This is a genomic window from Halioxenophilus sp. WMMB6, assembly GCF_033283405.1.
In the GTDB taxonomy this organism is placed as follows: Bacteria; Pseudomonadota; Gammaproteobacteria; order Pseudomonadales; family Cellvibrionaceae; genus Halioxenophilus.
This window is the reverse complement of record NZ_JAWMQR010000005.1, coordinates 210,793-236,676: the sequence shown is the minus strand read 5'-3', so window position 1 is coordinate 236,676 and position 25,884 is coordinate 210,793. Positions and strand designations below refer to the sequence as shown.

20 protein-coding genes are annotated in these 25,884 nt (G+C 52.9%); 4 read left to right on the top strand and 16 right to left on the bottom strand.

Annotation, left to right across the window (positions count from 1 at the left end):
- Positions 1-45 precede the first annotated feature (45 nt).
- The 16 genes from SBL51_RS14285 to SBL51_RS14210 all read right to left on the bottom strand — a co-directional run bounded on the left by SBL51_RS14285 (position 46) and on the right by SBL51_RS14210 (position 21,462).
- Complete coding sequence (locus SBL51_RS14285) at positions 46-1,755, bottom strand: fused response regulator/phosphatase (protein WP_317931687.1); 1,710 nt, start codon at positions 1,753-1,755, stop codon at positions 46-48.
- Between the two features lie 306 nt (positions 1,756-2,061).
- The gene (locus tag SBL51_RS14280; RefSeq protein WP_317931686.1) at positions 2,062-2,367 is read right to left on the bottom strand and encodes an STAS domain-containing protein; all 306 of its coding nucleotides are present in this window, start codon (positions 2,365-2,367) and stop codon (positions 2,062-2,064) included.
- A 541-nt stretch (positions 2,368-2,908) separates the two neighbouring features.
- Positions 2,909-3,802: a TIGR01777 family oxidoreductase gene (locus tag SBL51_RS14275; protein WP_317931685.1), complete on the bottom strand. Its 894-nt coding sequence runs from the start codon at positions 3,800-3,802 to the stop codon at positions 2,909-2,911.
- A 325-nt stretch (positions 3,803-4,127) separates the two neighbouring features.
- Positions 4,128-4,574, bottom strand: a complete 447-nt coding sequence (gene fliJ / locus SBL51_RS14270; RefSeq protein ID WP_317931684.1) for a flagellar export protein FliJ — start codon at positions 4,572-4,574, stop codon at positions 4,128-4,130.
- A 152-nt stretch (positions 4,575-4,726) separates the two neighbouring features.
- Complete coding sequence (fliI, locus tag SBL51_RS14265) at positions 4,727-6,133, bottom strand: flagellar protein export ATPase FliI (RefSeq protein ID WP_317931683.1); 1,407 nt, start codon at positions 6,131-6,133, stop codon at positions 4,727-4,729.
- Entirely contained in the window at positions 6,133-6,927 is a 795-nt protein-coding gene (locus SBL51_RS14260) for a flagellar assembly protein FliH (protein WP_317931682.1), read from the bottom strand. Before SBL51_RS14260 ends, fliI begins: the two co-directional genes overlap by 1 nt.
- A gap of 60 nt (positions 6,928-6,987) precedes the next feature.
- Entirely contained in the window at positions 6,988-8,007 is a 1,020-nt protein-coding gene (gene fliG, locus SBL51_RS14255; RefSeq protein WP_317931681.1) for a flagellar motor switch protein FliG, read from the bottom strand.
- Positions 8,000-9,703 (bottom strand): flagellar basal-body MS-ring/collar protein FliF, encoded by a 1,704-nt coding sequence (fliF, locus tag SBL51_RS14250; protein WP_317931680.1) that lies wholly within the window; start codon positions 9,701-9,703, stop codon positions 8,000-8,002. The genes fliG and fliF overlap by 8 nt, the downstream gene beginning before the upstream one ends.
- Positions 9,704-9,725: 22 nt before the next feature.
- Positions 9,726-10,097 (bottom strand): flagellar hook-basal body complex protein FliE, encoded by a 372-nt coding sequence (gene fliE / locus SBL51_RS14245; RefSeq protein ID WP_317931679.1) that lies wholly within the window; start codon positions 10,095-10,097, stop codon positions 9,726-9,728.
- 719 nt (positions 10,098-10,816) lie between these two features.
- A complete protein-coding gene (locus SBL51_RS14240) occupies positions 10,817-11,011 on the bottom strand; it encodes a PA3496 family putative envelope integrity protein (RefSeq protein ID WP_317931678.1) in 195 nt (64 codons plus the stop codon).
- A 361-nt stretch (positions 11,012-11,372) separates the two neighbouring features.
- Positions 11,373-12,830, bottom strand: coding sequence for a sigma-54 dependent transcriptional regulator (locus SBL51_RS14235; RefSeq protein WP_317931676.1), 1,458 nt, complete (start codon positions 12,828-12,830; stop codon positions 11,373-11,375).
- 15 nt (positions 12,831-12,845) lie between these two features.
- Positions 12,846-14,066, bottom strand: coding sequence for a sensor histidine kinase (locus SBL51_RS14230; protein WP_317931674.1), 1,221 nt, complete (start codon positions 14,064-14,066; stop codon positions 12,846-12,848).
- Between the two features lie 232 nt (positions 14,067-14,298).
- Positions 14,299-15,744, bottom strand: coding sequence for a sigma-54 dependent transcriptional regulator (locus SBL51_RS14225; RefSeq protein ID WP_317931673.1), 1,446 nt, complete (start codon positions 15,742-15,744; stop codon positions 14,299-14,301).
- An 889-nt stretch (positions 15,745-16,633) separates the two neighbouring features.
- Positions 16,634-16,873: a hypothetical protein gene (locus tag SBL51_RS14220; protein ID WP_317931672.1), complete on the bottom strand. Its 240-nt coding sequence runs from the start codon at positions 16,871-16,873 to the stop codon at positions 16,634-16,636.
- Between the two features lie 216 nt (positions 16,874-17,089).
- Positions 17,090-18,097 (bottom strand): hypothetical protein, encoded by a 1,008-nt coding sequence (locus tag SBL51_RS14215; protein ID WP_317931671.1) that lies wholly within the window; start codon positions 18,095-18,097, stop codon positions 17,090-17,092.
- A gap of 80 nt (positions 18,098-18,177) precedes the next feature.
- The gene (locus SBL51_RS14210) at positions 18,178-21,462 is read right to left on the bottom strand and encodes an SPOR domain-containing protein (RefSeq protein ID WP_317931669.1); all 3,285 of its coding nucleotides are present in this window, start codon (positions 21,460-21,462) and stop codon (positions 18,178-18,180) included.
- A 529-nt stretch (positions 21,463-21,991) separates the two neighbouring features.
- On the opposite strand from SBL51_RS14210, the gene SBL51_RS14205 reads away from it, so the two are divergent.
- The 4 genes from SBL51_RS14205 (at position 21,992) to SBL51_RS14190 (ending at position 25,867) form a co-directional block, all read left to right on the top strand.
- Positions 21,992-23,104 (top strand): flagella assembly protein FlgT middle domain-containing protein, encoded by a 1,113-nt coding sequence (locus SBL51_RS14205; RefSeq protein WP_317931668.1) that lies wholly within the window; start codon positions 21,992-21,994, stop codon positions 23,102-23,104.
- Positions 23,105-23,455: 351 nt separating this feature from the next.
- A complete protein-coding gene (locus SBL51_RS14200; protein WP_317931667.1) occupies positions 23,456-24,070 on the top strand; it encodes a hypothetical protein in 615 nt (204 codons plus the stop codon).
- Positions 24,071-24,454: 384 nt separating this feature from the next.
- Positions 24,455-24,964, top strand: coding sequence for a hypothetical protein (locus tag SBL51_RS14195; protein WP_317931666.1), 510 nt, complete (start codon positions 24,455-24,457; stop codon positions 24,962-24,964).
- Between the two features lie 48 nt (positions 24,965-25,012).
- Entirely contained in the window at positions 25,013-25,867 is an 855-nt protein-coding gene (locus tag SBL51_RS14190; protein WP_317931664.1) for a hypothetical protein, read from the top strand.
- The last annotated feature ends 17 nt before the right edge of the window (positions 25,868-25,884 follow it).

Sequence of the window (25,884 nt, the reverse complement as noted above, 5' to 3'; positions counted from 1 at the left end):
TCTGGTTACGGCAAGCCAAAGCCCCATAACCGGAATATTTTAAGTTTAGTAGGAATCCAGGGGCCAAACATAAATAGCCCGGGCAATATTCCCACGTCCCTCATAGGTTAATGACTGGCAAAACTGCCTCACCATATCGATTCCTCTGCCATAGAGCAGCTGCTCCACCTCTGGGCGGGGAGAACCAAATTCAAAGCCGGGACCACTGTCCTCAACCACCAGCTCCAAACGTCCGGAGTGGTTGTGTGTGGTGAGATGCAGCTGAAAACGGATGTAGCCGGCATCGAGCGCCTGCAACCGGCGATTGCGCTCAGCGTAGTAAACATCAAACCCCTGGCCGCTGTCTTTATCGAGTGATGACAACCCCAGTAAGCCATGGTCCAGGGCATTGCTGTAAAGCTCCGACAACACCGTAAACAGCGAGGTAGCCTTACTGCCCAGCCCCGGCACCTGGGATAGCAGGGTCATCAGCACCGGTATCGGGTCGAGCGACTGGAAGGTGGGTGCGTTGATCTCAAATTCCAGCTTCCAGTCCAGCGGGCCCTTGGCACTACCGCCCTGCAGGCTGCTACCCAACTCTGCAGTCGGTGGCTGGGTCAACACCTCCACCAGCGACAGATCATCGGAGGCGCGATCATTGCCCAAGTGGTGCTCTACCGCATTCAACAAGCGGTCGTAGAGGTTATCCAAGCCATTCGCTCGATTTTCATCGATCAGTTTTAACACCCGCTCCTGACTAAAGCGCTGCCCCTGTGCATTGCGCATATCGTAGATACCGTCCGTCCAAAGCACCAGGCGATCATCTTCATTGAACTCATAGAGCTGGCACTGGCTGGAGAACTTATCATCCACCTCAACCCCGAGCGGCAGTGCCGTGGAGGGCAGCTCGGTTAACTGCTGGCCATGGTCGGAGATAAAATAGCCCGTCGGCAGGCCGCCATTCCAAACACTTAGCTGACGGCGGCTAAAATCCAACTCCAGACACACCGCACAGCAGAAGAAACCGCGCGGCAGCATGGCGTGCATCTTGGTGTTGAGCTCGGTGATGATGTCGGTTTGGGAGAAGCCAGTGGCAATCATGCTGTAAAACGATGAGGCCAGAGGCATGGCGCCCAGCGCCGCCGGCAAACCGTGACCGGTAAAATCCCCGAGCAACACCATGAGATTGCCGTTGGGCCGAATACTGGCCAGCAGCACATCGCCGTTGAACAATGCGTAGGAGGACATGTGATAACGGATAGTGCCGCAGTCCAGGCTGCCCTTGCCGGTAATGGCATCGTAAACATACTTGGCAACAGACTGCTCGGTGAGCAGCTGGTCGTGGTGGCTGCGCAGCTGGTTGCGGTGGGCGACTAAGCTATTTTGCATCGCCTGGACGCGGCCAAAGGCGGCCAGCTTGGCCCGCAGAATCTTTAAATTGACCGGCTTGGAGATAAAATCATCACCGCCGGCATCCAGGCACTGCTCAATAAACTCGGACTCCTGCAGGCTGGTGAGAAAGATCACCGGCACGAAATAGTCGCCCGCCAACGCCTTAACCCGCCGGGCCGTCTCCAGGCCATCCATGTGCGGCATCAGCACGTCGAGCAGGACTATATCCGGCTTAACTTCGCTGTAGAGCTCCAATAGCGCCTCACCACTGGCCACCGCGTAGTATTCGCAGTCGAGCTCGCGCAACATCCTCTGTATCAGCCAGCGATCGGTTTCGCTGTCGTCTGCAACCAACACCTTTAACATGCCACGCCCGATGGTCATCCTGTTAGGTAACGTGTGCTTTAGCCGGGTAGCGCTTGCCCTCCAGCACTGGGAGTTGTGTACGCTATTTCGCCCGCAATGCACTAAAAATAGCTGGCAGTTGGTGACAACAGAGCCACCCATAGCCGCGCCAGCGCCGCAGTCAAGCTGTGTTAATAACCACGCCGACGAAACGGGAACTCCCATTTCCGCCAGGGGGTTATGGCAATAAACGATAATTCGCGCCGAAAAGCAATTCCGCTCCCTCGGCATAGTCCTGGACAAGCAGGCTATACAAGGCGATTGGGGTGATAAAAAAAGGTAGGATTAACAAATAGTGAAGAGATTACTGAAGTTGGCCATCTCCAGGATTTGCCTGACTTCATTATTGCAGTGAGAAATTTTTACGCTGGCCTGTTGCTCCCCGGCGAAGTCGCGCAATAGCAGCAACATACCCAGTGCCGAGCTGTCGACAAAGGTGGCCTGGCGCATATTAACCTCAATGGATTCCGGGCTAGCGTTTAAATGCTCGTAGGATTTTCGAAAATCGAGATGGGAGCTGAAGTCGAAACGGCCAATGATGTTAATGGTTAAATTATTGTGGGAATTATCCAATTTAGCGGAAATTGCCATTGTGTTCTCTCCTTGCTCACCCGCTTACTTAACCGTACATCCGTATTAGGTTGATAGGGATATTACCTATCTCATGTGAAAAGCGAAGCTCACCTCCCCCCATTGGCGACAGCGACCCGATATATCGGATAACCGGCCACTGGGGAGCGAGGCTCAACAGCTCACAGCGTATGAAGAAGTCTCTACAGGCCAGGGTTGGCCCGCTAGTCAGATCCGAAGCGCCAATGGCGCACCTCTTAGAAACTGACCGAAGGCGCCAATAGTGACACTAGGCACAATTTTTGGCCACGCCTGGTGGGTAAAGATTTGTGCTCAGCAACAAAAATGCCCACTGGTTAACATTTCACCAGCGCTCCACCTGCCTGGGCCTACTTCTTACTCCTTGAGACGTAGGGCAAACCGGCGCTCGCGTCCATTGCTCTTTGTCACTACGGATTTGTAAACGAATGTGAATATTATATTACCGCCAATGGCTCGTAAATTTCTAATAGTTATTGGTTATGCAATTATTAATATTATTTTCTTTTAATCATTAGGGTGATTAATCGTTGAGCAAATCCGCCAAAGCGGCATCCAGCTCGGGGAAAGAGAAGTGGAAATGGTATTGCAACAGCACCCTGGGTAGCACAGCCTGGCTATCGAGTAGCAACTGGCTCGCCTGGCCAAGAACCAAGCGCAGCAACCAGGCAGGTACCGGCAACAAAGCTGGCCGGTGACAAGCCCGAGCCAACGCAGCAGTGAACTGATTGTTGGTTACCGGGTTGGGAGCTACCAGATTCACCGGGCCCCGGCAGTGACTGCTATCGAGTAACCAATTGAGTATGGCCACCAGATCCTGAATATGAATCCACGAGAAATGTTGGCGGCCACTACCCAATCGCCCGCCCAAGCCCAAGCGAAACATCGGTAACATTTTGGCCAAGGCACCACCCGACTGGGCCAGTACCACACTGGTACGCAGCAACACCACACGCGTAAGTTCAGCGCTCTGCAGGGCTGTCTGCTCCCAGGCAAAGCAGAGCTGCTGAGCAAAGTCGGTTGGGTCCTCCTCCAACAACTGCTCTTCGCTCACCTGGCTGTTACCGGTATCCCCGTAGATACCAATGGCCGAGCCACTCAAAAAGCTGGCCGGTGGTGAGCCACCGGCACGCATCAACTCAACCAGGCGCGCCGTGGTCCCCACCCGGCTATCCCAGAGAGCGGTGCGGGTGGCCGCCGTCCAGCGACGGCCCACCAGCGGCTCGCCGGCCAGATTAACCACGGCATCGGCAAAATCGAGATTGGGGATATGATCGAGATTGTGGAGCAACTGGTAATTGGGATGGTTGAGCTTTAGCTCACGTTGACGGGTGAGAACGGTGATTTGGTCCTGGGGCCGTGACGCAATCAGGTGGCTACCAATCAGCCCCGACCCACCGGTAACAAAGAGATGCATAACCTACCCTCCGAACCTGTTTGAACACGTTCAGGTGGAAGGCTACCACTGGACGGTTGCTAGGGCCTGTTAACACTAATTTAGCACCACTGCTGAAGGTCAGTTTTTTGTCCAGCTAGGCGCCAGACGTGCCATGTAGTAAGCCTACATAAGCGGCTGGCAACAACGCTGGGCAAAAAACTGGCCCCAGCCCGAAGGGTTGAGCCTGAAATGAGCTCGCTCGTTGTTGCTCACCGCTGATTTGGGCCCACCAAACTACGCGGCTCGCGCCTAGATCGAGCTCATTTCAAGATCAACAGAGGTGCTAAATTAGTGTTAACAGGCCCTAGTGCACCAACCCTTCGCTGTAGAGGTGGCGTGACATCTCATCCAACTCTTTTTGCAGCTGTTGATTGCGTTGCTGATCCTGCTCGCGCTCCACCTGTTCGATAAGCTCAGCCAGCTTTTTGCGGCGCTGGTAGCGCTGATACCAGAGGGTTTGTGCGCGGTCGGTCTGCTGCTGGAGGAGATCAACGGTTTGCGTCTGGCTGTGCAGCAGCTGATGCAGTTGCGATAGGAAGTTGCGCTGGCCGACCATCTGCTGAACATTGACAGCGCCAAGCTGGCCAATTTGCGAGGTGTACTCCTGGTTGTAATCCGATAACTGCTGCAACTGGCTGCTTTGCGCCTGTAACTGTTGGCGTTGTTGCTGCAGTTGTTTGGCCGCTTCAGTCTCTGCCCGCTCTGCCAGGGTTAATACCAACCGCAAACTTTGAGTTCGATCGTGCCTCATATCACCTTCGCCCAAGGCCTTGATTCGCCTGAATGTTGTTCCTTGTTCACTGCACACCGGCAGTGACTCTACTGCCCCGTGCGAACACTAAATACCAAGTATTGGAGTTGCTCTTGTAAGTGTAGACCGTAAACGCCAATGCGCCGGGTTGGTTAACGCCCCGCTTTCAATGGGCTGGAGGCTGGCTGCCGGGGGGCATTATTGGCGTTATCGGCGGCGTTATTGCCAAACAGTTGATCCAGCAACGCCAGAGAGGAGTCATAGTCTGCGGCTTCCTGCATACCCTGGCCAAGAAAGCGGCGCATGGGTTCACGCATGGCAATGGCTTGGTCGGTTTGGGGATCGGAGCCGGCGGCGTAGGCGCCAATGTTGATCAGATCGCGGGTTTGACGGTAGCGGGCCAACAGCTGTTTAAACTTCTGCGCCTGGGCCAGTTGGCTGTTTGCCACAATGGCCGGCATTACCCGGCTGATGGAGGCTTCAACATCAATCGCGGGGTATTGCCCCTCCTCCGCCAGCGACCGGGACAGCACAATGTGGCCATCCAGAATCGCCCGCGCGGCATCGGCGATGGGATCCTGCAGGTCGTCACCTTCGGTCAACACTGTGTAGATGGCGGTAATCGAGCCACCACCGTTGTCGCCGTTACCTGCCCGCTCCACTAACTGCGGCAACTTAGAGAAAACCGAGGGCGGATAACCTTTAGTGGCCGGCGGTTCACCCGTGGCCAAACCAATTTCCCGCTGCGCCTGGGCATAGCGGGTGAGTGAATCCATCAACAGCAGAACATTTTTGCCTTTATCGCGAAAATATTCGGCGATGCGGGTGGCCAGTTGCGACGCCCGCAGACGCATCAGCGGTGGATCATCGGCGGGCGAGGCGACCACCACCGAACGGGCCAAGCCTTCGGCACCCAGGCTGTGGTCGATAAACTCTTTGACCTCCCGGCCACGTTCACCAATCAACCCCACCACCACCACTTCGGCCTCGGTGAAGCGGGTCATCATGCCGAGCAGCACACTCTTGCCGACACCACTGCCGGCAAAAAGTCCAACCCGTTGGCCCCGGCCAATGGTGAGCAGAGCGTTGATCGCCCGCACCCCCACATCCAGCGGCAACTCAATTGGATGACGCTTAAGTGGGTTGATCAATTTGGCGGCAAATTGCACATACTCTTCGCCGGCCCACATGGGTTGCTCGTCCAGCGGCTGCCCCAGGCCATTAATCACCCGGCCGAGCAGCTCTTCGCCAGCGCGCAGCCCCATACGGTGGCTGAGCGGCAACACGCGCGCCCCAGGTTTTAGACCCTCGATATTTTGAATCGGCATGAGGAACACTTTCTGGTCGGAAAAGCCAACCACTTCCGCCTCTAAGCGTTTGCCGTCATCCAGTAAAATTTCGCACTGCTGGCCAAGCGAGGCCTTCAGGCCAACCGCTTCGATAGTCATCCCCACAACTCGTACCAGGCGCCCTTCGGCGATGGGTTGTACTTCCGGTGGCTGCGCGGGGCGATACTGTCGCAGCCGCTCCAGTGGCGTGACACGGGAAAAGCCAGACATCAATTTCCATCCCTGTTTTCGCGTGCATCAGCCTCTGCGGTAGCACCTGCACCGGCTAACTGTTTGCCCAAAAATTGATCCAGTGCCGATTGCAAACGCGCCTCCACTGTGGCGTCTACCCGGCTGTCGGCGGTAGTGACCCGGCAGCCACCGGGCTGAATTTGGTCGTCACTCACAAGCTGCCAATGGCTGGCCTCGGCGGCATAGCTCTGCAAAAAAGCGAGATCGCTGGAGTGGACGTAGATTTTGGTGGCGTTTTCACCATAGGGAAGTGCGGCGACCGCTTGCTTAACCACCTCGAGAATTTGTTCAGGATTACTGCTCAATTCGCGGCCAATAACCGCCTGGCTAATAGCCACCACGCTGTCGAGCAATATTTTTTCGATGGCCTGATCCTGCTCGGCCAATGGCTCTTGCAGCGCGTTAACGATGGCTTGCAGCTGCTCAATCTGCTGCTCCACCTCGGTCTTGGTCTCTTCGTAAGCACTCTTGTGGCCGCTATCACGACCGTGGGCTTCACCTTTTTCAAAACCCTCGCTATAGGCTTCCAGTTCTACCGATTTACGGATCTGTTCCAGCTCTTCGGCACTCGGCAGATGTAACTCCGCTTCGGAGACGAGCTCTACTGATTCGATCGCTTCTTCAGCCGTTTCCTCAGCAGCGGCGTCCGGCTCGCTGTTTTCAGAAGGCTGGTTATTGCGCTCTTTGGCTTCTTTCTCGGCACTGGGTACAAATTTACTGCCATCATCCAAGGTGGGCAGATGCCAGGTTTCCCAGCTTTTTGGTTGCGACATGATTTTGACTCAACAGTCCTTAATGACGGCACGCACTATAACGTACAAATTAACGCAGGTTTACAGCATCTGCTCGCCGCCGCCACCCAGATTGATCTCTCCGGCATCGGCCATGCGACGGGCAATCACCAGAATCTCTTTCTGCGCACTTTCCACTTCCGATAATTTAACCGGCCCTTTTGCATCCAAGTCATCGCGCAACAACTCCGCCGCACGTTTCGACATATTTTTGAAGATCTTCTCTTTCAGATCGTCATCCGCACCTTTCAGGGCGATGATCAGAATATCCGACGAGACCTCACGCAACAGGGTTTGAATACCGCGGTCGTCGACATCTTTCAGGTTGTCAAAGACGAACATGAGATCCTGAATTTGAATACCCAGGTCTTCATCGACGTCGTTAATGGATTCCAACAGCTCCGCCGCCACATTGCTGTCGAGATTGTTGACAATCTCCGCCGCCACTTTTACGCCACCCATGGTTTTGGTTTGGGAACCGGCGTTGCCGGAGAACTGTTTCTCCAGAATATTGTTCAGCTCTTGCAGGGCACTCGGCTGGACGGTATCGAGTGAAGCCACCCGCATCATAATATCCAGACGCATCTTCTCCGGGAAAAAGGAGAGTATTTCTGCGGATTGATCGGCATCGAGGTAGGCAATAACAATGGCCTGAATCTGCGGGTGCTCATTGCGGATAATATCGGCCACACTGCGCGACTCCATCCACTTTAAGGTATCCAGGCCGGTGGTGTTGCCGCCCAGCAAAATCCGATCAATCAAGCCGTTGGCTTTATCTTCACCCAGGGCCGTGACCAGCATATTGCGAATGTAGCTGTCGGAGCCCATACCCAGACCGGTAAGTGTGCGCACCTCCGTCAGAAAATTGGAGAGTATTGCCTCCACCTCCTGCTGCTGGACATTGGTCAGTTGCGTCATGGCGGTACCCAAACGCTGCACCTCTTTCGGACCAAGATGCTTGAGAATTTCTGCCGCGTCGGATTCGCCCAGGGTCATTAACAGCACCGCCGCCTGATCCAGGCGTGAACGGTTAATCATCTCTTTCTGTGCTTCCTCAACCATCGTCGTTAATCCAACCTCGTACCACCAGTGCTACCCGGCCAGCATCTTCAGCGATCATGCCGCGGATAGCATTTAATTGTTGTTCATAGCTCTCTTCTGGGCTTGGCAACGCCAGGGCATCGCCACCGGAGAGAGTGACTGCCTCATCGGAAAGCGAGTCGAAGGCATCCAGTCCGGAGGCTTCCAAGGCGGCCAACTCGCGCGCCTCCTCCTCCTGTTTGGTTTTCAAACCCGAGGCCGCCAGACTCTTCAACACCGGGCGCAATAGCCCGAGCACCAGCGCCAGAATAATCAGCAGACCAACCCCCTGCTTAAACAGATTTTGGAACCAGGTCTGATGCCAAACCGGTTGTTCATAGGTCTGCTCGTCATACACTGTTGAGAAGGGACTGTTAAGCACGTTGACACTGTCGCCGCGGGCGGAGGAGAAACCGACGCTGTTTCTTACCAGTATCGTGAGCCTCTCCAGCTCATCGGCACTCCAGGGAGTACGCACACCATCGCCGGTAGAGGGATCGACCGAGAGTTTGTCATCCACCACCACCGCAACCGTAAGCCGATTAATTTTCCCCAACTGGTGTTTGGTGTAACTGATGGTGCGATCCAACTCGTAATTGCGCGTCGCCTGCTTGCGAGTATTGGAATTCTGCGTGGTTGTGCTCTCGGCACCCGGCGTGGCCACCTCCGGCGCTGCCGCCGTACCCGGAGGTTGGTTGCTAAGCGCACCGGGAATACCCACCGCCACATCTTCACCAATACGCTGTTCGTCCAAGGTCTGTTCGCTGCGCACAGCGGAGAGATCGGGGTTATACACTTCGTCGGCCTGCTCAACCGCAGTGAAATCAACATCGGCACTCACTTCCGCCCGATATTTGCCTTCACCCAGCACCGGCGTAAGGATACTGTTAACGCGGGCGATAAGATCGCTCTCCAGTTTGCGGGTGTATTCCCGCTGTTTGGATGCTTCCACCAGTGCCTGAATATCGTCGCCGTTAGAGAGCAGGTTCCCCTTCTGGTCAACCACCGTGACATCTTCAATTTTCAACTCCGGAATACTGGAGGCCACCAGGTTGGCAACCGCTTTTACCTGCTCTGGTTGTAAGCTGCGACCGGGGTAGAGTTCGACGAAAACCGAGGCGGTGGGCTTGCGCGCATCGCGCACAAATACCGACTCTTTGGGAATGGCCAGATGCACACGCGCAGAGCGCACACTGTTAACACTGGTGATGGTTCGCGCCAGCTCGCCTTCCAGACTGCGGCGGTAACGCGCGCCTTCCATAAATTGGCTGGTGCCTAATGGTTGCTCCTGATCCAATAATTCAAAGCCAACAGAAGCTTCTCCTGGTATACCCGCTTCCGCCAGTTTCAGACGCGCCTTGTGAATATCCTCGGCGGCCACCAGCAGAGCACTGGTGGAGGGGTCAACCTTAAAATGGATATCGTTGTATTCGAGAATCTGGACCACTTCGGCCGAATCGAGTCGGTCTAGGCTGCCATACAGCGGGCGATAGTCATCGCTTTGCGTCCATAAAACCACGGCAAATCCAACGGCCACACTGGCCGCTAAACCAATCATCAAGCCGGCCTGACGCACCAGATTAAGATTGTTGAAGCCTTCGATTAAATTGTTGCTGGAATTTTTTCTGCCGGAGTCTTCATCCGCCAAACGATCATCCATCACTGCGCTACTGGCCATAATTACGGTTCACTATCTCTGCTTAAATCGGCATGTTCATAATGTCTTGGTAGGCTTCAACTACCTTATTGCGAACCTGAATGGTCGCCTGAAAAGCCACTTTTGATTTTTCGCTGGCGATCATGACATCAGCTAGATCAACACTCTGGTCGCCCTGGGCGTACGCGCTCGACAGCTGGCCGGCATTCTGCTGCAGTTCATTAACCGAATTAATTGCCTGACTAAACATTTGGCTAAAACCCGGTGTGGCCTCCACGCCACCCGTGCCCGGCATGGTAAGGCGATCTTTTACATCCAGTACCGCAGGAGATTGACCGGGGGTCTGCACCTGTTGACGCAGGTCGCGCATGTTCATCAGTAACTGGCTGATATCCGGGCGATTGCTGATATTCACCTGACTTTCCTCTTCGAAATTACCAATTTATGAGCCGTTACCTGCCAGCAGTTTGGCAGCGCCAAGAATCGATCAGTTTTTGGCACTATTGCTGGCCAACTAAAATTGCGTCAGAAAATTGTCGAATAAATTCTCTTACTAGTGAAAGTGCATAAAGTGGGCCAGAGTTTGCCTCCCATTGCCGCAGGCAAACTATTTCCCATGTTTAAAAATTAAACCGCGCAGGTTTTCAGAAGAACCGATTAACTCATTACTTCAGTAAACCGGCAAAAGATCCAGAGTCCGAATAGCCAAACCCAGTTAAGGTGGATAACTCCACCCACTCTCATACCGTAAGTTAAAGAGGAAGGGAAAAGGCTGGAGCAGCAGAAAATAGAGCGATAGGCGCAAGCGCACACGAGAACAAGAAAATTGGATATTGGAGGCAGGAATCAATCAGTCCGATGGTATCGATAGTCGATGATTAATAACCGCGAGTTAACAACCACAAATTAAGCGCTATCGATTGATAACCATTGATTGACAACTCTTAATTGATAGTCATCAATTGATAGCTATCGAGCAACAGTCTCAAACCAATAGTCACGGAATATAAACCTGGTGCAGGCCACACAGCCGCGCCCAAGTAGCAGCACACTACTTTTCGCTAAGCACTTAAGAAAAATAGAGCACCAATAAAAAAACCCGGCCAAATTAACTGTGGCCGGGCTTTCTAAAATTTAATCGTCTAGCTCGTCGAAATCGAAGTCAAACTCTTGAATTTCACGACTCAACCGCCGCTCTTCCAACGCCTCTTCCAATCGACGACGTGAATCCAGTTGTTGATTCTTTTTGGTAAAAGCATCGACATCTTCGTCGAGACCGTTAATTAACAAATCGGCATCAATGGCATCGTTTGTCAGCTCGTCACGCATAAAAACACCCTCAACAATTCAGACAACAAAAAACGTTTGCATGAATCACCGTGGTAACCTTGCCTGGTGCTGGCCGCCTGGAGTCCGCTTTCCAACTAGGTGCGTCAAATAGTGACACACCCAACGGTAGAAAGCCCCAGCAGCGCAAACCACTCACCAGCGGGTACTGGCCAACGGTTGACAGTGCGAAAATTAACTCCACCTTTCCCCCGCGGTCAAGACTATTTTTCGCATTGTTATTGACAGGTTTGTGACAGGTGCGGTTCCTATTCAAATAATGCTGAGCAATTTCTGACCAGCGGTTAAAAAAAGCGTTGTTGAGGTACGCAGGGGCTAAGCAAAAGCCGTTATAAAGCCCTGCTTATAAACGCTCTTCAACCATTAGGCCGGCGTCGCGGAATCGGGCAATTTTGTAACGCAAGGTTCTCGGGCTGATGCCCAACGCCATCGCTGCCCGCTTACGACTGCCCTTCTCCTGGCGAATGGTGTTCACAATCACCTCAAACTCCCGCTGTTTTAAATCCTGCCCTAAGAATCCCGAGGCCAAATCAACCACGGGTTCACTGTCACAGGCAGAAAACGGCGTACTGTTTAAGGAGGCATCCACAACAGTGTCGTTCATTAATTGTGAAGGCTCGACCAGCGCGGAACGGTTATCGGTTTCGGGACTGATCAGATCGAAGCCAAGGTCCCGCTCGGTAATGCAGTAACCATCTTGCAGAATTAACGCCCGTTGCATAACGTTATCGAGCTCGCGGACATTACCTGGCCAATCGTGAGCAGCCAGGGCACGCTTGGCATCGTCACTCAAAGCAACACCAGAGCGATGTTGTTTGCGGGCATGTTTACCCAATAGCTGTTCGGCCAGGGGGACGATATCCTCTCGACGATGACGCAGTGGCAACCACTGCAGAGGCAACACACTCAGCCGATAGTAGAGATCCTCGCGAAACCGGCCGGCCTTTACTTCATCCAGCATTGAGCGGTTAGAGGTGGCAATAACCCGTACATCCAGGGGAATGGTTTTACGGCCCCCCAAACGCTCCACCTCTTTCTCCTGCAGTACGCGCAACAGTTTCGCCTGCAGACCAATATCCATCTCTGAGATCTCATCCAGCAGTAAAGTGCCACCGTTGGCCTGTTCGAATTTGCCAGGTGCAGCTGTGTGGGCACCGGTGTAGGCGCCCTTCTCATGGCCGAACAGGATGGATTCCAACATCGCTTCGGGAATGGCCGCGCAGTTGATGGCGACGAAAGGTTTGTCGGCCCGGGCAGAACTGTCGTGAATAAAACGCGCCAACACCTCTTTACCGGTGCCCGACTCCCCCAAAATCAGCGCCGTGGAATCGGTGCGCGCCACGCGCCGGGCCAGGGCCAACAGATCTTTACTGGACTGCGCCGCCGCCACCGGCTGATTGCGGTCCAGCATGCCGGTGCCAGCGGTGTAGCGGCAGACCAGCTCGGTCAGCATCTGCGGCTCAAACGGTTTCACCAGATAATCCACCGCCCCTTCCTGAATCGCCTTCACCGATTGGTGGATAGTGCCATAGGCGGTAATCAGCAGTACCGGCACGTGGGGGAAACGGCTGCGCATCGCCTGCAGTAGCTGGTAGCCATCCATATTGGGCATGTTGACATCCGAGACCACCATATTGACATCACCACGGGTGGCAACCAGCTCCAGCGCTTTCTGGCCATCCACGGCGTCAAAGACGGTAAATCCAGCCAACTCCAGACTGTCTTTGATGGCCTCGCGCAGACTGGGGTCATCTTCAGCGAGAACGAGTTTTACCTGACGATTAGCGTCGATTTCAAACATGTTTCAAACCTTTAATTATTGGGGCTGAGTCATAACCAGCAGCGGTACCGACAAGCACGCTTCCACACCCTGCTCTAGGGGTTGCAAACTGAAACTGCCCTGGTGGGCATTGGCTACCGCCCGCACTACAGACAAACCCAACCCCGTGCCTTGGGGCTTGGTGGTCACAAACGGTTGATTGAGACGGGCAATCACCTCGGGCTTGATACCCGGGCCAAAGTCGCGCACAGCAATCTGCAACTTGCCGTGCACCAGCGTCAGAGTGATATCAATGCGCTTGCCAAAGGGGCGCTCGGAGCACTCCTCGTAGGCTTGCAGTGCGTTGTTTACCAAATTTAGCAAGGCATTAACCAACGCATCTCTATTACAGCGCAGCGTAAAATCCCGAGTGGCAATGTGCCAGTTGATGGTGGCTTCAAACTCCCGCACCGGCACCTCCAGCGCCTCCTCAAACTCGGCGACAAACTGTTCACCAGTGATGCGGTCGTTGAGCGGTAATTCGCCCTTAACAAACAACAGCATGTCGCGCACCTGGCGCTCCATGTGCTGCAGCCGGGAACGCAGCTTATGGGAGAACTTCTCGCGCTGAGGTTCGGGCAGAGGTTGATCACACAGGTGAGCGGCGTAGAGCAGAGCCGCCGACAGCGGTGTACGGATTTGGTGGGCCAGGGCCGATACCATCTGGCCCAGTGCCGCCAAACGCTGCTGATGGCTTACCAGCGCCTGCAGACGACGGGTTTCTGTCTGATCTGAGAGCAGTACTATCTGGCCGCGTTGCTGTTCTCCCAGGCTGCGGGTCGAGATAGAGAGTCGGCGGCCGGTGGTGGTGGAGATTTCGTGGCCGTCGTCCAAGCGGCGCTTGAAGCACTCCTGCAGCACCTCCCGCCACAGACGCCCTTGCAGGCTGCACTCCAGCAGCTGTTGAGCCTGGCTATTGAATTCGGTAATGACACCGTTGGCATCGAGTATGACGATACCGGCCGGAACCACATCGATGACCGCACTCAGGCGGCCGTGCAGAACCTGGTTCTGTTCATCCTGATACTCTTTTTCCGACTGCAGCTCGTGCAACTGCTGATTCAACTCATCAACTCGATGCTCCAGCAGATGAAAGCTGCTGGTCAGCGCGGCGGCCTGTTCCGGGCTCTGCTTTTTCTTCCTGGCCACCGCCAACAGCGGGCTGGGCTTGCGAGTGTTCGAGGCGATGGATTGGCTCTCCAGCGACGATAAACTCATAGCGGTTTCCTTTGCTGCAATCAATTGATGAGTGAGTCAAACTCGGGCGCTTAGCAAAACGTCAAATTTCTCACTCGTTAAAGCGTATACAGCAATAGCAATGCCAATCTATTTTTTTATTTAAAATCAATAGGTTATAAATAAACATCTGAGACAGTCAATTTCCTGACAAATTTCCAGCGCAAAAAAAACCGCGGCATGGCCGCGGTTTTCGTGTTCCGATTATTAACGGTTAGCCAGTCACCTCAGCCCTGTGCAAACCGTATTTACGCATCTTCTCAACCAGGGTGGTGCGCCGAATCGCCAGCCGGGAAGCCGCTCTGGCCACTACGCCACCGCAGTCGTCCAGGGCTTGCTGAATAAGATTCCGCTCCAGATTGGTGAGGTACTCTTTCAGGTCGATACCGTCGTCCGGCAGCAAGGTGGTGTCGCCCATGCTGGCCATCACCGGTGCGTTCTCCTGCTCGGCCAAAGCTTCGAACTCCTCCTCGACCTCAACATGGCGATACTTCTCAGGTAAATCCTGTACGCCGACCACACCGTAAGGGTGAACGATGGCCATTCGCTCCACCAAATTAGCCAGCTCGCGGACGTTGCCAGGCCAGGGGTGGCGACTCAACGAGAGGATGGCGGCGGAATTAAAGCGCACCGACCCGCGGTTTTCACTCTCCAGGCGGGAGACCAATTCGTTGATCAGAATCGGAATATCTTCTGCACGTTGACTGAGTGAGGGCATTTCGATGGGGAAAACATTCAAGCGGTAGTAGAGATCTTCGCGGAAGGAGCCGTCGGTGATCATCTGCTCCAGATCGCGGTGAGTGGCGGCAATCACTCGCACATTCACTGGCTGAGGTTTGTTGCTGCCCACCCGCTCAAACACACGCTCCTGCAGAACACGCAGTAATTTCACCTGCATATTGAGAGGCATATCGCCGATCTCATCGAGGAACAGGGTACCGCCCTCGGCCAGTTCAAAGCGTCCCGCGCGGGAACTGATTGCCCCGGTAAAGGCGCCCTTTTCGTGGCCAAACAGCTCGCTCTCCAACAGCTCCGCGGGAATAGCACCACAGTTGACCGGCACAAAGGGGGCATTGCGGCGCTTGGAGCTGTAGTGCAGATTGCGGGCGACCACCTCTTTGCCCGTACCCGATTCGCCAGTGATCAGAACACTGACCTCTTTGTCGGCCACCTGCGCCATCATTTCGCGCACACTGGCGATTTTGCGGCTGGTGCCAACCAGGCTTCGGAACAGGTGGATAGGACGTTGCTTGTTCTGGTGCTGCTTGCTGCGCTCCTGTGCTTCGCGAAAGCGCTGTGCCCGGTGCAGAATATCCATCAGCGTGGCATAAGAGGGGGAACCGCCCAACTGGCCAATAAATCGGCTCGACTCATCACTGGCCTGATCATCCAGTTTAGGACTGGCACCCACAAAGATGAAAGGCAGACGGGAATCCCACTCCTTCAGCTCAGCCAGCAGTTGTTGTATCTCCTGGTTGTCGCAGCCAACCAGGACTGCCACAAAGGAGTCGGGGCTATGGTTACCTTCAAGAGTCAGCGCTTGCCAATCAGAGGAGCCGGCAACCACTGCCGGCTCCCCCATAAAATCCAATACAACCTTTAAATCATGGCGTCTTTGCAGATTATCATCGATAACCAGCACTTTTAGTTCTTTCCACATCGCTATTGACCTTCAAATTCTGGCATTGATTTGAACTCTGGACTCACCCTTGCCCGGTCACTCAAATATTCTCTTTAGTTGTTGTAGTTTTATAACCGGTGATCAGTCTGTTTCTCAAACAAGCGATTGTAAGCCCGTTCGACCACGCTCCAATGTGCCCGACAGCGCCCTAATACGAGGGAGACTAGGCTGGCTATGGGACTCTGCCTTTCGCATGACTCAGTTTGTCAGGGCCTGACTTCGCCCCTCAAAACCGCGCCAATTTTCTGGCTGCCCGGAATGAAAATTAGACCAGGGTCACACTAAAGTCAATTTATTGTCCTTGAAATCAAGGAGTTACTGTTATGAGAAAAGGACATTATTTTCGCTAAATTCCTAACAATTGGGTTTATTAAATAATCTGGATTCCAGCCCATTGACAGTGATAATTTTCATTCGCGCGTCAGAAAAACAACCAAACCGCTTGAAATAACAGATACAAGTTATTGATTGTTATGACTTAATATGAAATTTCATCCCAGCAAATAAGGCATAAATGGGATACTTTTCCCCACGCAAGGACGATAATAGGATTGGCAAACAAAAGGGTTGCGAAGTGTGGAGTGCGCTGTAGTTTAGCAATTGCGATTATTCTGCAAGCAACTCAGCTGTAGATATTTTATGCCGAAAAATTGCATTATAAATTTGTCACTTGGCACGTTATTTAACTTATTAAGCACAAACAATTATTGAGCGGACGCGCCCCAATCTCCCCTCCCGCCCGCTATAGCGGCGATTGAAAGAGCCCCAACAACCCTGTTTCCGCCCAATCAACAGTCCCAGGCCTGCGCGGGTCTCCGCTAAACCAGTCAATGCCAATAAGGCGATTGAGCAAGATCGTCACGCCGAACTACAGCATGCAATTTTCCAGATTCTCAGCGATGCGCCGATAGAGCCTGAGGGTCAGTTTTAGCTCTTTGATTTTGAGACTCTTGGGAATGGCGGGATCGGCCAGCACCATGCCCAAAGCCTGATTGATGCGGTTGTCGTACTCCCGGATGGTCTGTTCGTCACGATAGTAGATCGCTAACGGCATCTGCTGACGGGCTTTCTGTAATCGATAACGTGTCAAATCGCGAATCACGGCCATGGGCTTCCCCTTCCAATCAATCCTGTCTGTTAAAGGTTGTATCGGCAGCACCCGCGCTGAAATTAGTTTTTGCTTAACCATTTATTGAACGAAAATTTTAATCTGTGCAGCAGATCTTTTTTTCCTGTCGCCTGCCCCTGGCGGAGAGGTTCCCAAAATAGAAAAGCCGCCCGAAGGCGGCTTAGTAACCACAGAAATAGCCTATTGGACCAGCCGCTATCTGAGCGAATAGAAACAGTATCGAGCAAGTGTGCGGCGATCATAGGCGCTCAACGAACGGCGGTTACTGGTGGTGGTTACCACACTGGCGTTCTGCAGCCCCGGGCTTGAGACAGTGGCGCTGCCACCATTTGCCGCCTGCAGATGGCCATAGCACTGCTCGGCCGTAAAGGAGACTGCCGCAGACGCCTGCGTGGGCGCCTGGGTTAACGATACCGTTTGGTAATCCAACATCTGGCCACCTGGGCCGGGCTGGGCATTAGGTCCGACAGAGGGCCAATCGGTCACCTTGGTGCGGGTACGGGCCTCCATGACGTAATTGGCGTAACTGCGCAGCTGTTCCGGGCGCAGGAGCAGTGGATCCAGTTGCGTACCGGCATAGGCCGCCAGGCGCAGCTCCTCATCCGTATAGTAATAGGGAGACTTACCCAGTATCTGCTCGCGAATTTCGTTGTTCTTACGCTCTGTCTCTTTGTAGTCCTCGGCTTTGCCAATTAATAGCCCAGCCAGGCCACCGGCCACTGCAAATATAGGATCCGCGGTAGCCGCGGCTGAGATGATGGTGCCCATCAACGATTTGGAGAACGACTGTTTACGAACCAGCTTGTTTAGCCCGGCCTCCACCCGCTCTATTCTGGCCAACTGCTGCTCCTGCACGGCGAGCTGACGAGCCTGAATGGGATAGACCGGGCCTGCGTTTGGCCCAGCCGTGATGGGCGAGGCAACGGAGGTGAAGCTACCCACTGGGCTGGCGGCAGCGAGCGGCTGAGCCACCGCCGCAGGAATTGGGTTGGTATCGTCACTGACGTTGGTGACCGCCGGCCCCAGCTCTGCGTTATTGGGCTGTGCACGGGAGACGGTTGTAGGCGGCAGTAGCGTCACAGCATTTTCAATATCGAAATCGGCAGCTACCGGTTCAAAGGTCTGCCCCTGCGCAAACAGGCTCAGACTGGCACAGAGACAAGCAGCGGTTAGCGAGTGCAGATTATTGCGAAATGTTCTCATGGGATTCTCACCATTTGGCGGGCAGCATTCGGCTGCTTTCCTTGTTGTTGTTGTTTTCAGGGTTGTTAGCTCGGCGATTTTCACGGTGACGCAACCAGGAATGACTGCACTTTCAGATCCCGGTCCAACGCCGCCTTACGCTCCAAGGCGGCGGTTCTGCCATCGAAGGGGCCGGCAAAAACGCGAATGAATTTACCCCGGGCGTTGCTTACCTCACGCACATAGTAAGGTGTCGATTGGGAACGGAGCTTATCGGTCAACGCCTCGGCGTAGCTGGCCACCGAGAAGCTACCCAACTGCAACGCCCATGGGTCGGCCGGTGGCGCAACTACAGTGGGAGCAACTGACTCTGGAGCTGCTGCCGTGGGAACGCCTATAGATCTAACAGGAGCAGTTGTCACTGGGGCGGCTCTGACGGGGGACGTGGCAACTGGAGCACTTATTAACGAAGCTGTTGTTAGCGGAGCTGCCGCAGCTGGAGTCGCTGCTGGCGATGTCAACGGCACAGCACTGGCCGCCGGTACCGCGGCTGGGGGAGCAACAGCGACCAGTGGGTGAACAACCGGTTGAACCGCGCTGGGATTGGTAACAGAACTGATAGGCCCGGCACTTGGATCCAGGAACTCCAGACTATTGTGTGTCGCGCCAAGGGTTGGATCAGAATCATCAATCACCAGATTGTAGTCACCAATAAAGTTACCCGCCCGGGTAATCACCGCATCGCGGTTTAGGGGAGACTTCATCTTCTGGCCGCGGGTAATTACCCGGTAGCTGCCCGGCAACACGCGCTGGAAGCTGTAGTAGCCGTCACTGGCGGAGACCGTGGTCGCCACCACATCACCCGCTGCATTGGTTAAATCGAGGGTTATACCGCGCGCCCGCCGGGAGCTGCCGTCATAGCGCGCTCGATACACCACACCATCGATATCGCCCGCGCGGTAAAAAGGTAAGTCCACCTCCATCACCTTGCCTGGACGCATTTCGATGGAGAAGTCACGGCCACCATATTTCATGGAGTAGTCTTCAACGGAATCGCTCTCGTAAACGATATCGGAGGGAAACCAGGCGCGAATATTGGTAATGGTGGCGATACCCACGTCATCCGACTCCGCCTTTTGGCGGGTTTGCAGAGAGTGAATAACGCCGCCGCTTAACAGCCGCTCGCCGGTGTTATAAACACCGTCCCCATTCTCATCTTCAAACAGACGGGCGTTGAGGGTGCCTTGCGAGGAGATAGTCTGGCGACTCAAACTGTAGTAGTTACCCAACTCACCATCGCGCGCCCCCATGCTCAACAACACGCTTAAGTTGCCCTGTACCAGGCCATTATCGTTGTAGCGGATATAAGGGTTAACCGTGACATAGGGCAGGCGCCAGTTCATACCCAGGCTGTAGGAGTTGATCTCTTCCTGCACCTGATAACCGTAATCAAAGCTGACATCCACACTGCGTGACAAACGCAAGTCGGCCGAAAAACCCAGATTGGAGAGTTCAGATTCGGGTTGAATGGCGTAAATCGCATTAACACGCGTGGCTAGAGGCCCAACCCTGGTACCGGTGTAGAGCTCTGTGAAAAGCTGATCCTCCACAGCACCGTTCAAGTAATCCTGCCGATACTCATAACCATTGGACCAGTAGAATTTTTTGTACTGGCCGCCGAAGTTGATCTCGGCAAAATTCAAATCGTAGTCCGCGTGCTTATACTGCCTGCCGTCGAACAGCACACTGAACTTTTTAAATTGGGTGGTCACCGTTCCTTTTAACAGGGATTCGGTCTGGTCGGCCAACAGGTCGGCTTCGGTCAAGCCATAGTCGGTGTAACTGAAGCGGTATCTAAGCCGCCGTTTGCCACCACCCAACGAGTAGGTCACATCATAGGGATCGCTATCCTGCTGCTGTAAAGTCACCGATAAACTCTGGCCAAGCAGGAACGACGTTGCGCCAACCGTGTAGTAATCGGTGGTGTTGTAACCACTTAACAGCTGTGCGTCTGACAGCTCGGAGTCGTCCCAACGGCGTTGGCTATAGGCGGCATTTAAAGCCAGCAGATTACCAAGGGAGTAGCGGGTAACCAGATTCGCCTGCCAGCCGGAGGTACTGTTGTCGTTGGCACTGTACAACCGGGTATCGGGCTGTACGACCGAGAGGGTGTAGCGTAACCGGTTAACATCATCGGTATCTTCACCCACATACAGATTACGATTTTCAACCTCTCTTTCACCCGCAGGCCCATAAAAGACCAAGCGATAGTCATTAATACCCTGGCCCAGCACAACGTCGGTAAAGCGATAACGGCCGTCATCGCCAATCACCTGGAAGTCGACAATGGTCTCGCCCAAATAGAGCTCCACCTCCCAGCCCGGGTAGTAGTTGCCTTCAATGGTGGTGAAGTCGCGAATAAGCTGGCTGGTATTACTTTCGTTGGAGATCAAGACACCTCGGCCATAGCTGGATTTAGCGCCTGGCGCACTGATGTCACCGAACGAAAATTGGGAGAGGTGCAGCGGCCCAAACAGATCCCGTTCACTGTCAAAACGATCGAAGCGGATACTGGCGTTATCAATGCCTTCCTCGCGGGTACCATTGACAAAAATATTACTGCTCATTAACGCCATATCGCCATTACTCACCAGGGTATAGCGTGTGAGTCGGCTGGTATCGGAATCGGTTTTGTTGTTACGAGTGGTGGTGTGGGTAATACGGAAATCGACCGAGGGAACTTCCCACACACTGTACGGTGAATCATAAATGGGAAATTCATACTCCGAAATCGCATCACTGCGACTGAATATCCGGTCGCGACGGGAGATACTCTCCAGGAAGGGTAAGCTGCCATCCACCACCAAATCGACCTGGGCATCGGCTAGGTCAATATCCAACTCAATGGGAAACCACTGCTCTAACGCGCCATTGCTAACGAACAGGGTTTCATCATGATAGACAATATCCTTAGCACCCACCGACAGAGTCTTGCCCTCCCGCTCTACCTGCCAACGGCTGCCATCCCAGCTAAGTTGAAAGCTCCTGGCTTTATCAAGGCGACCTTTGGCCTCCAAGCCCTGTACCTCAATCGGCATCTGCAGAGTGGCAACCATATCGACCAGAGCAAAATAGATATGGCCATCGGCTTTATAAGCCTCCATACCCTCCATTAAGCCATAGCGCTTATAGTGCAGATCCAGAATCAACAATTGATCATCGCCAAAGATTCTGTCTTGAGCTAAAGCAGGGGTATTTAGCACCAGTAAAAGCAACAGGCCCAACGCCGAGGTTAGCCAACCGCCCAAGGAGCCATTGCCCAACCATCCGTTATTGCCACAGCTATGAAAGCGCCTTTTCATATCGATACCGTTCAACTCTCTCATCAAGAGCTCATCATCTAAATTGTCTATTGCAAAACTTACGTGATTTCCAAAGCGGCAAACTTTTGCCGCCCTGACAAATAATTTCCCTGATTGGGAAAAAAATCTCCGCCAATAGGAGCCTTTATTACCCAGCCCTATTTCCAACCAACTGCTGGATTGGGCCGCCACCGCATTAAAAAAGCTATTTTTGTGGAGAGAGACCTACGTCAAAAAATTGTGGCTCATTAGGCCAACGCGAAATTTGCAATATGAATGCCAGCGGATAATTAACAGTTTAAGGGCATGACGTGGAATATTTGCGAGGCATATAGCATATAGAAGGAAGCGAGAAAATTTACGGGTTTAAGTAGAACTATTTACGAATGGCAAAGCCACTAACCATGGCTCACAGAGGCTAAATCGGCTTTAAAAAAAAGGGGCTGCCCAGCAACTTGCCAAGCGGGCATACAACTTGCTCTCTAGTCCTTATCTTGTCTATTAATTGGCTAAACCCTACCTGGTTAGCGGATGTCACTGGTGACACTGAACGATGACTATGAAAAAGAGCCCCCACGGTTTTTCGCGATGCAGCAAACTACTGCTGCTGAATTTGGTGACGATTATTGCTGGCTGTGCTGTCACCGATCAGGATCTACGCAACCCTATTGAACAGACTAAAGATCTTGACTACTACCTGGGCCACAACAAACTGAAAGATGGCGACCAGCCACCACCCGGAGTGCAATTTGTACCCAATGGGATGATGGCTGTGAGCCTGGATTCCTCGGCAAACTTTTACGCTGCAAACCCGGCATTTGCCTGTTTAACCCAGGATGATCCCCGCTTCAGCTATCGCAAAAAAGTCGGATTTTTGGCGCTCAACATCGATCACCCTCAATATATTGTCGACCTCGGAGATATACAAAAACGCCTGCCGGTTCAGTTAAGCAAGCGTTTTAATCGCGACTCTTTTGTTGTTATCGACGCAACCGGCGAACGTCTCCCCATTACCGATAGCACCAGCCCCCAGGACCGACAGTCACTTATTCGACACTTCGCAAAAAAATACAATGTTCAATTCGTGGTTACCGGAACCATCACCAACACAGAGTTTTTAACCAACAGCGCGACCCGTAAAAACAGCCTAATTAATAGTATTACCGGCACCAGCCTGGAGCAGGAGCGTCAGATGGAAATGTCGCTAGCCGTTTATGACGGCACCACCGGCTCACTCATTGATGAGAGCCTGTACCAGGGAAGCGCCAATGACCGGGTCTCTATGCTCACCCGCGACAGCGCCTTCGGTAGCCAATATAAAGCTGGATCGTATGCGCACCTGCTGGACACCTACCTCAACCACCAATCCCTCTGGTTGGAAGAGGCACTTACCTGCCTGCCCATGCAGGCCAGAGTCACTTCCGTTACCGGTGAGGGCATTACTTTTGCCACTGGTACGGAATCCCTGCTATTGCCTGGAGATAGGCTAAAATTGATGCGTAGGATTCAAATGCAACAAACACTGGACGGCCAACCTCAGTATCGCTTTGAGGAGAACGGTCAGGTGGTTGTATCTCAGGTTTATCCTAATGGCGCATTGGCTCTATTTGACGGAAGCACCCCTCCCTATCAAGTAAATCAAGGCGACATTGTTCAAGCTTGGTGAAATTCTGCCGCTAACTAAATTGGCAATTGATGAACTATTAGTCAATCGAACACTTTGTGGCGTCGCCACCTAAAGCCGGCAGCCCTGTGGCAAGCTTGGGGATAGCACGTCGAGAGCTCGAAAGGTTAATAGGTAACGCCCTTAATCTTTTAGCTGCTTAAAGATAAAGAGTGCAATGGCCATCAAACAACAGTTGCAAAATTATCAGGAAGTTTCTAAAGAATTTACTGCTAATGTCGATAACTGTACTGATTTCAGTAAATTTTACTGGTCACAAAATTTTGGTCGGCAACACCGCATCTTTTCGGATACTGCCAATCAAGGACTAAATATAATGACGAGGTCTATATTATGATCAAACCTTTGAAAAAATTATGTCTGGCCAGCGGAGTTGCTTTAGCATTTGGCGCTCAGGCCGATACCTTTGACATCACCGCCACGGTAAACAATGCCATTACCATGACTGAAACTACCCCATTTACTCTGGGTAGTATCTACATCCTGGCGGAGACCGGTACTGCGGGTACCACCACTGCCACCTTGGCAATTGACGATGCCAGCGGTACGTCTACCGGCGCTTCTGACTATACCAACCCGACCTCTACCATTGTTGCTCTGGGCGGCGCGCAGGCAGGCCTGATTGCAATCTCTGGTGCTGCTCCATTTACCGCCATCACTGTAACACCAAGTGTTGCCACCACCGACAACCTGGCTCATAGCAGTGGCAGCCCGGCAGTACCCGATATTGTTTGGGACTCAATCACTGCCTACAACGGTGCCAACACTGCGCTTACCGCAACTAACACCGTCGGCACCAACGCCAACACCTTTACCGTAACCACTAACGGTACTGGCGATGCCTCCATCATCGTCGGCGGCACCTTCAGCGCAGCGGCTGCAGCCACTACTGACGCTTACGCCGATGGCACCTACACTGGTACCTATACCATTGATGTAGCCTACTAAGATACTCGGTATCTTAAAAAGCCCCGCCCTTGTTCGAGGGCGGGGCTTTTCCATTTTAGAGAAGGGATTATTCATTATTAACTCCCCCAAACTCGTCACACTCAATTTAATACTCTTGCAGCACACCGCAGTACCTGAGGTGTAATCAGGATCAGGCTCCATCTGCACGAAATCCAGAATCTCCACGCTACTCACCATCGGGGCCGAATTGCCAGCAGGCGCCGAGCCTCTCTGCAAAAAGTGATATACAGCTATCTCATCGATTAAGCCCGGCACACTATTTGCTGATTGACAGAAAATGTTATCTTTTAAAATTACTGACAAAATTTTGGCTAAATCAGTATTCCTGTTTTTAACGTCAAATAAATCTAAGTGAAAGCCAGCGTGTTTTTATACAAGAACTATAAACTTGAGTTTACCTTCTGCCTTAAAGGTGTGGCGGGTGTACGCAATGGGTTACTAACCCTGTTACTCAGCTTGTACAGCGCTTTTTTACAGGCCGATATGGTAGAGGTGACCCCGCTCAGTTTTGGCCGCTTTGTGGTAGCCGGTAACAGCACAATATCAACCATCGTTATTCGCTTTGATGGTAGAAAACCCCTCTATACCAACCAGATATACCCACTGGAATTTGGCACCAACGGTGAATATTTTTTAAGTAACTTCCCTTCATTTACACCGCTAAATATCACCATTATCAGTACCAATAATTTGACCACATCGGGGCCGACTGAAGAGTTTAGCGTAGCCGATTTTACCCACAATGACGTCACCACCGATGCCAATGGTCAGGCCACACTTTTTGTTGGCGCGACCTTAAGCACCAGCGGCAGTGGCAATCCCTATGTCGATGCCACCTACGACGCCCCCTACATCATTAATATCGATTTCTAACGAACTGATTAGCATCAGGCATTAAAAATGACTTTAAGAGGTTACTTCATGAAACGGCAATTTTTCGCCACCGGATTGAAAAAGCTGGCAATAGTGTGCTGTCTGGCGGCAACATCGCTGCTGACAACGGGCTTAACCCATGCCAACCTGCTGATCACACCCACACGGGTAGTACTGGCAGATGGCGATCGCTCCCAGGAAGTAACCTTGTTGAATAACTCGCGCGAGACAAAAACCTATCGTATAGAGCTGGAAAACAAGATACAGGATGAAACTGGCCAATACATCAGTATCAGTGCCGATGCAGCCTACCCCGGTAATAGCGCCATGGAGTACATTCGTTACAGTCCCAGAATTGTCACTATTGAGCCGGGTAAATATCAGAAGATAAAACTGCGGGTGCGCCTGCCCAGCTCACTGCCCAATGGCGAATACCGGGTGCACCTGGCAATGCGCTCGATCGACTCACCGGGGGCCGGTCACAATAGCGATAGCGATAGCGGCATGCAGGTAAAAATTGTTCCCAAAATGTCTTTCTCAATTCCGGTGATTTTGCGGCACGGGGACAACAACATGCAGACCAACATCTCCGGTGTGCAACTGTTACCAGGCCTAAGCGCCAGTGATAAACCCTCTTTGGATGTCATTCTCAAGCGCACCGGCGCGGCCAGTAGTTATGGCACTATCACCGCCTACATGAAAACGCCCAACAACTCTCAGGTCCAACAGATCGGCATGCTGCATAATGTTGCCGTCTATACCGAGCGGGATTCTCGCCACGTAAAAATACCCCTATGGATAGATTCCATTCCGCAAAACGCTGTAGTTCAGGTGGTTTACGAGGGCGATGAAGAGTATGAAGGTCAGAATTTGGGTGTGGCTGCGTTTAAATACTCCAACTAAGGCCCCTACCCCAAAAT

What these genes read in the sequence shown, in the direction of transcription:
- SBL51_RS14285 (WP_317931687.1), bottom strand. Translation starts at nt 1,755, where the DNA reads ATGACCATCGGGCGTGGCATGTTAAAGGTGTTGGTTGCAGACGACAGC.
- SBL51_RS14280 (WP_317931686.1), bottom strand. Translation starts at nt 2,367, where the DNA reads ATGGCAATTTCCGCTAAATTGGATAATTCCCACAATAATTTAACCATT.
- SBL51_RS14275 (WP_317931685.1), bottom strand. Translation starts at nt 3,802, where the DNA reads ATGCATCTCTTTGTTACCGGTGGGTCGGGGCTGATTGGTAGCCACCTG.
- fliJ (WP_317931684.1), bottom strand. Translation starts at nt 4,574, where the DNA reads ATGAGGCACGATCGAACTCAAAGTTTGCGGTTGGTATTAACCCTGGCA.
- fliI (WP_317931683.1), bottom strand. Translation starts at nt 6,133, where the DNA reads ATGTCTGGCTTTTCCCGTGTCACGCCACTGGAGCGGCTGCGACAGTAT.
- SBL51_RS14260 (WP_317931682.1), bottom strand. Translation starts at nt 6,927, where the DNA reads ATGTCGCAACCAAAAAGCTGGGAAACCTGGCATCTGCCCACCTTGGAT.
- fliG (WP_317931681.1), bottom strand. Translation starts at nt 8,007, where the DNA reads ATGGTTGAGGAAGCACAGAAAGAGATGATTAACCGTTCACGCCTGGAT.
- fliF (WP_317931680.1), bottom strand. Translation starts at nt 9,703, where the DNA reads ATGGCCAGTAGCGCAGTGATGGATGATCGTTTGGCGGATGAAGACTCC.
- SBL51_RS14240 (WP_317931678.1), bottom strand. Translation starts at nt 11,011, where the DNA reads ATGCGTGACGAGCTGACAAACGATGCCATTGATGCCGATTTGTTAATT.
- SBL51_RS14235 (WP_317931676.1), bottom strand. Translation starts at nt 12,830, where the DNA reads ATGTTTGAAATCGACGCTAATCGTCAGGTAAAACTCGTTCTCGCTGAA.
- SBL51_RS14230 (WP_317931674.1), bottom strand. Translation starts at nt 14,066, where the DNA reads ATGAGTTTATCGTCGCTGGAGAGCCAATCCATCGCCTCGAACACTCGC.
- SBL51_RS14225 (WP_317931673.1), bottom strand. Translation starts at nt 15,744, where the DNA reads ATGTGGAAAGAACTAAAAGTGCTGGTTATCGATGATAATCTGCAAAGA.
- SBL51_RS14220 (WP_317931672.1), bottom strand. Translation starts at nt 16,873, where the DNA reads ATGGCCGTGATTCGCGATTTGACACGTTATCGATTACAGAAAGCCCGT.
- SBL51_RS14215 (WP_317931671.1), bottom strand. Translation starts at nt 18,097, where the DNA reads ATGAGAACATTTCGCAATAATCTGCACTCGCTAACCGCTGCTTGTCTC.
- SBL51_RS14210 (WP_317931669.1), bottom strand. Translation starts at nt 21,462, where the DNA reads ATGAGAGAGTTGAACGGTATCGATATGAAAAGGCGCTTTCATAGCTGT.
- SBL51_RS14205 (WP_317931668.1), top strand. Translation starts at nt 21,992, where the DNA reads ATGACTATGAAAAAGAGCCCCCACGGTTTTTCGCGATGCAGCAAACTA.
- SBL51_RS14200 (WP_317931667.1), top strand. Translation starts at nt 23,456, where the DNA reads ATGATCAAACCTTTGAAAAAATTATGTCTGGCCAGCGGAGTTGCTTTA.
- SBL51_RS14190 (WP_317931664.1), top strand. Translation starts at nt 25,013, where the DNA reads ATGAAACGGCAATTTTTCGCCACCGGATTGAAAAAGCTGGCAATAGTG.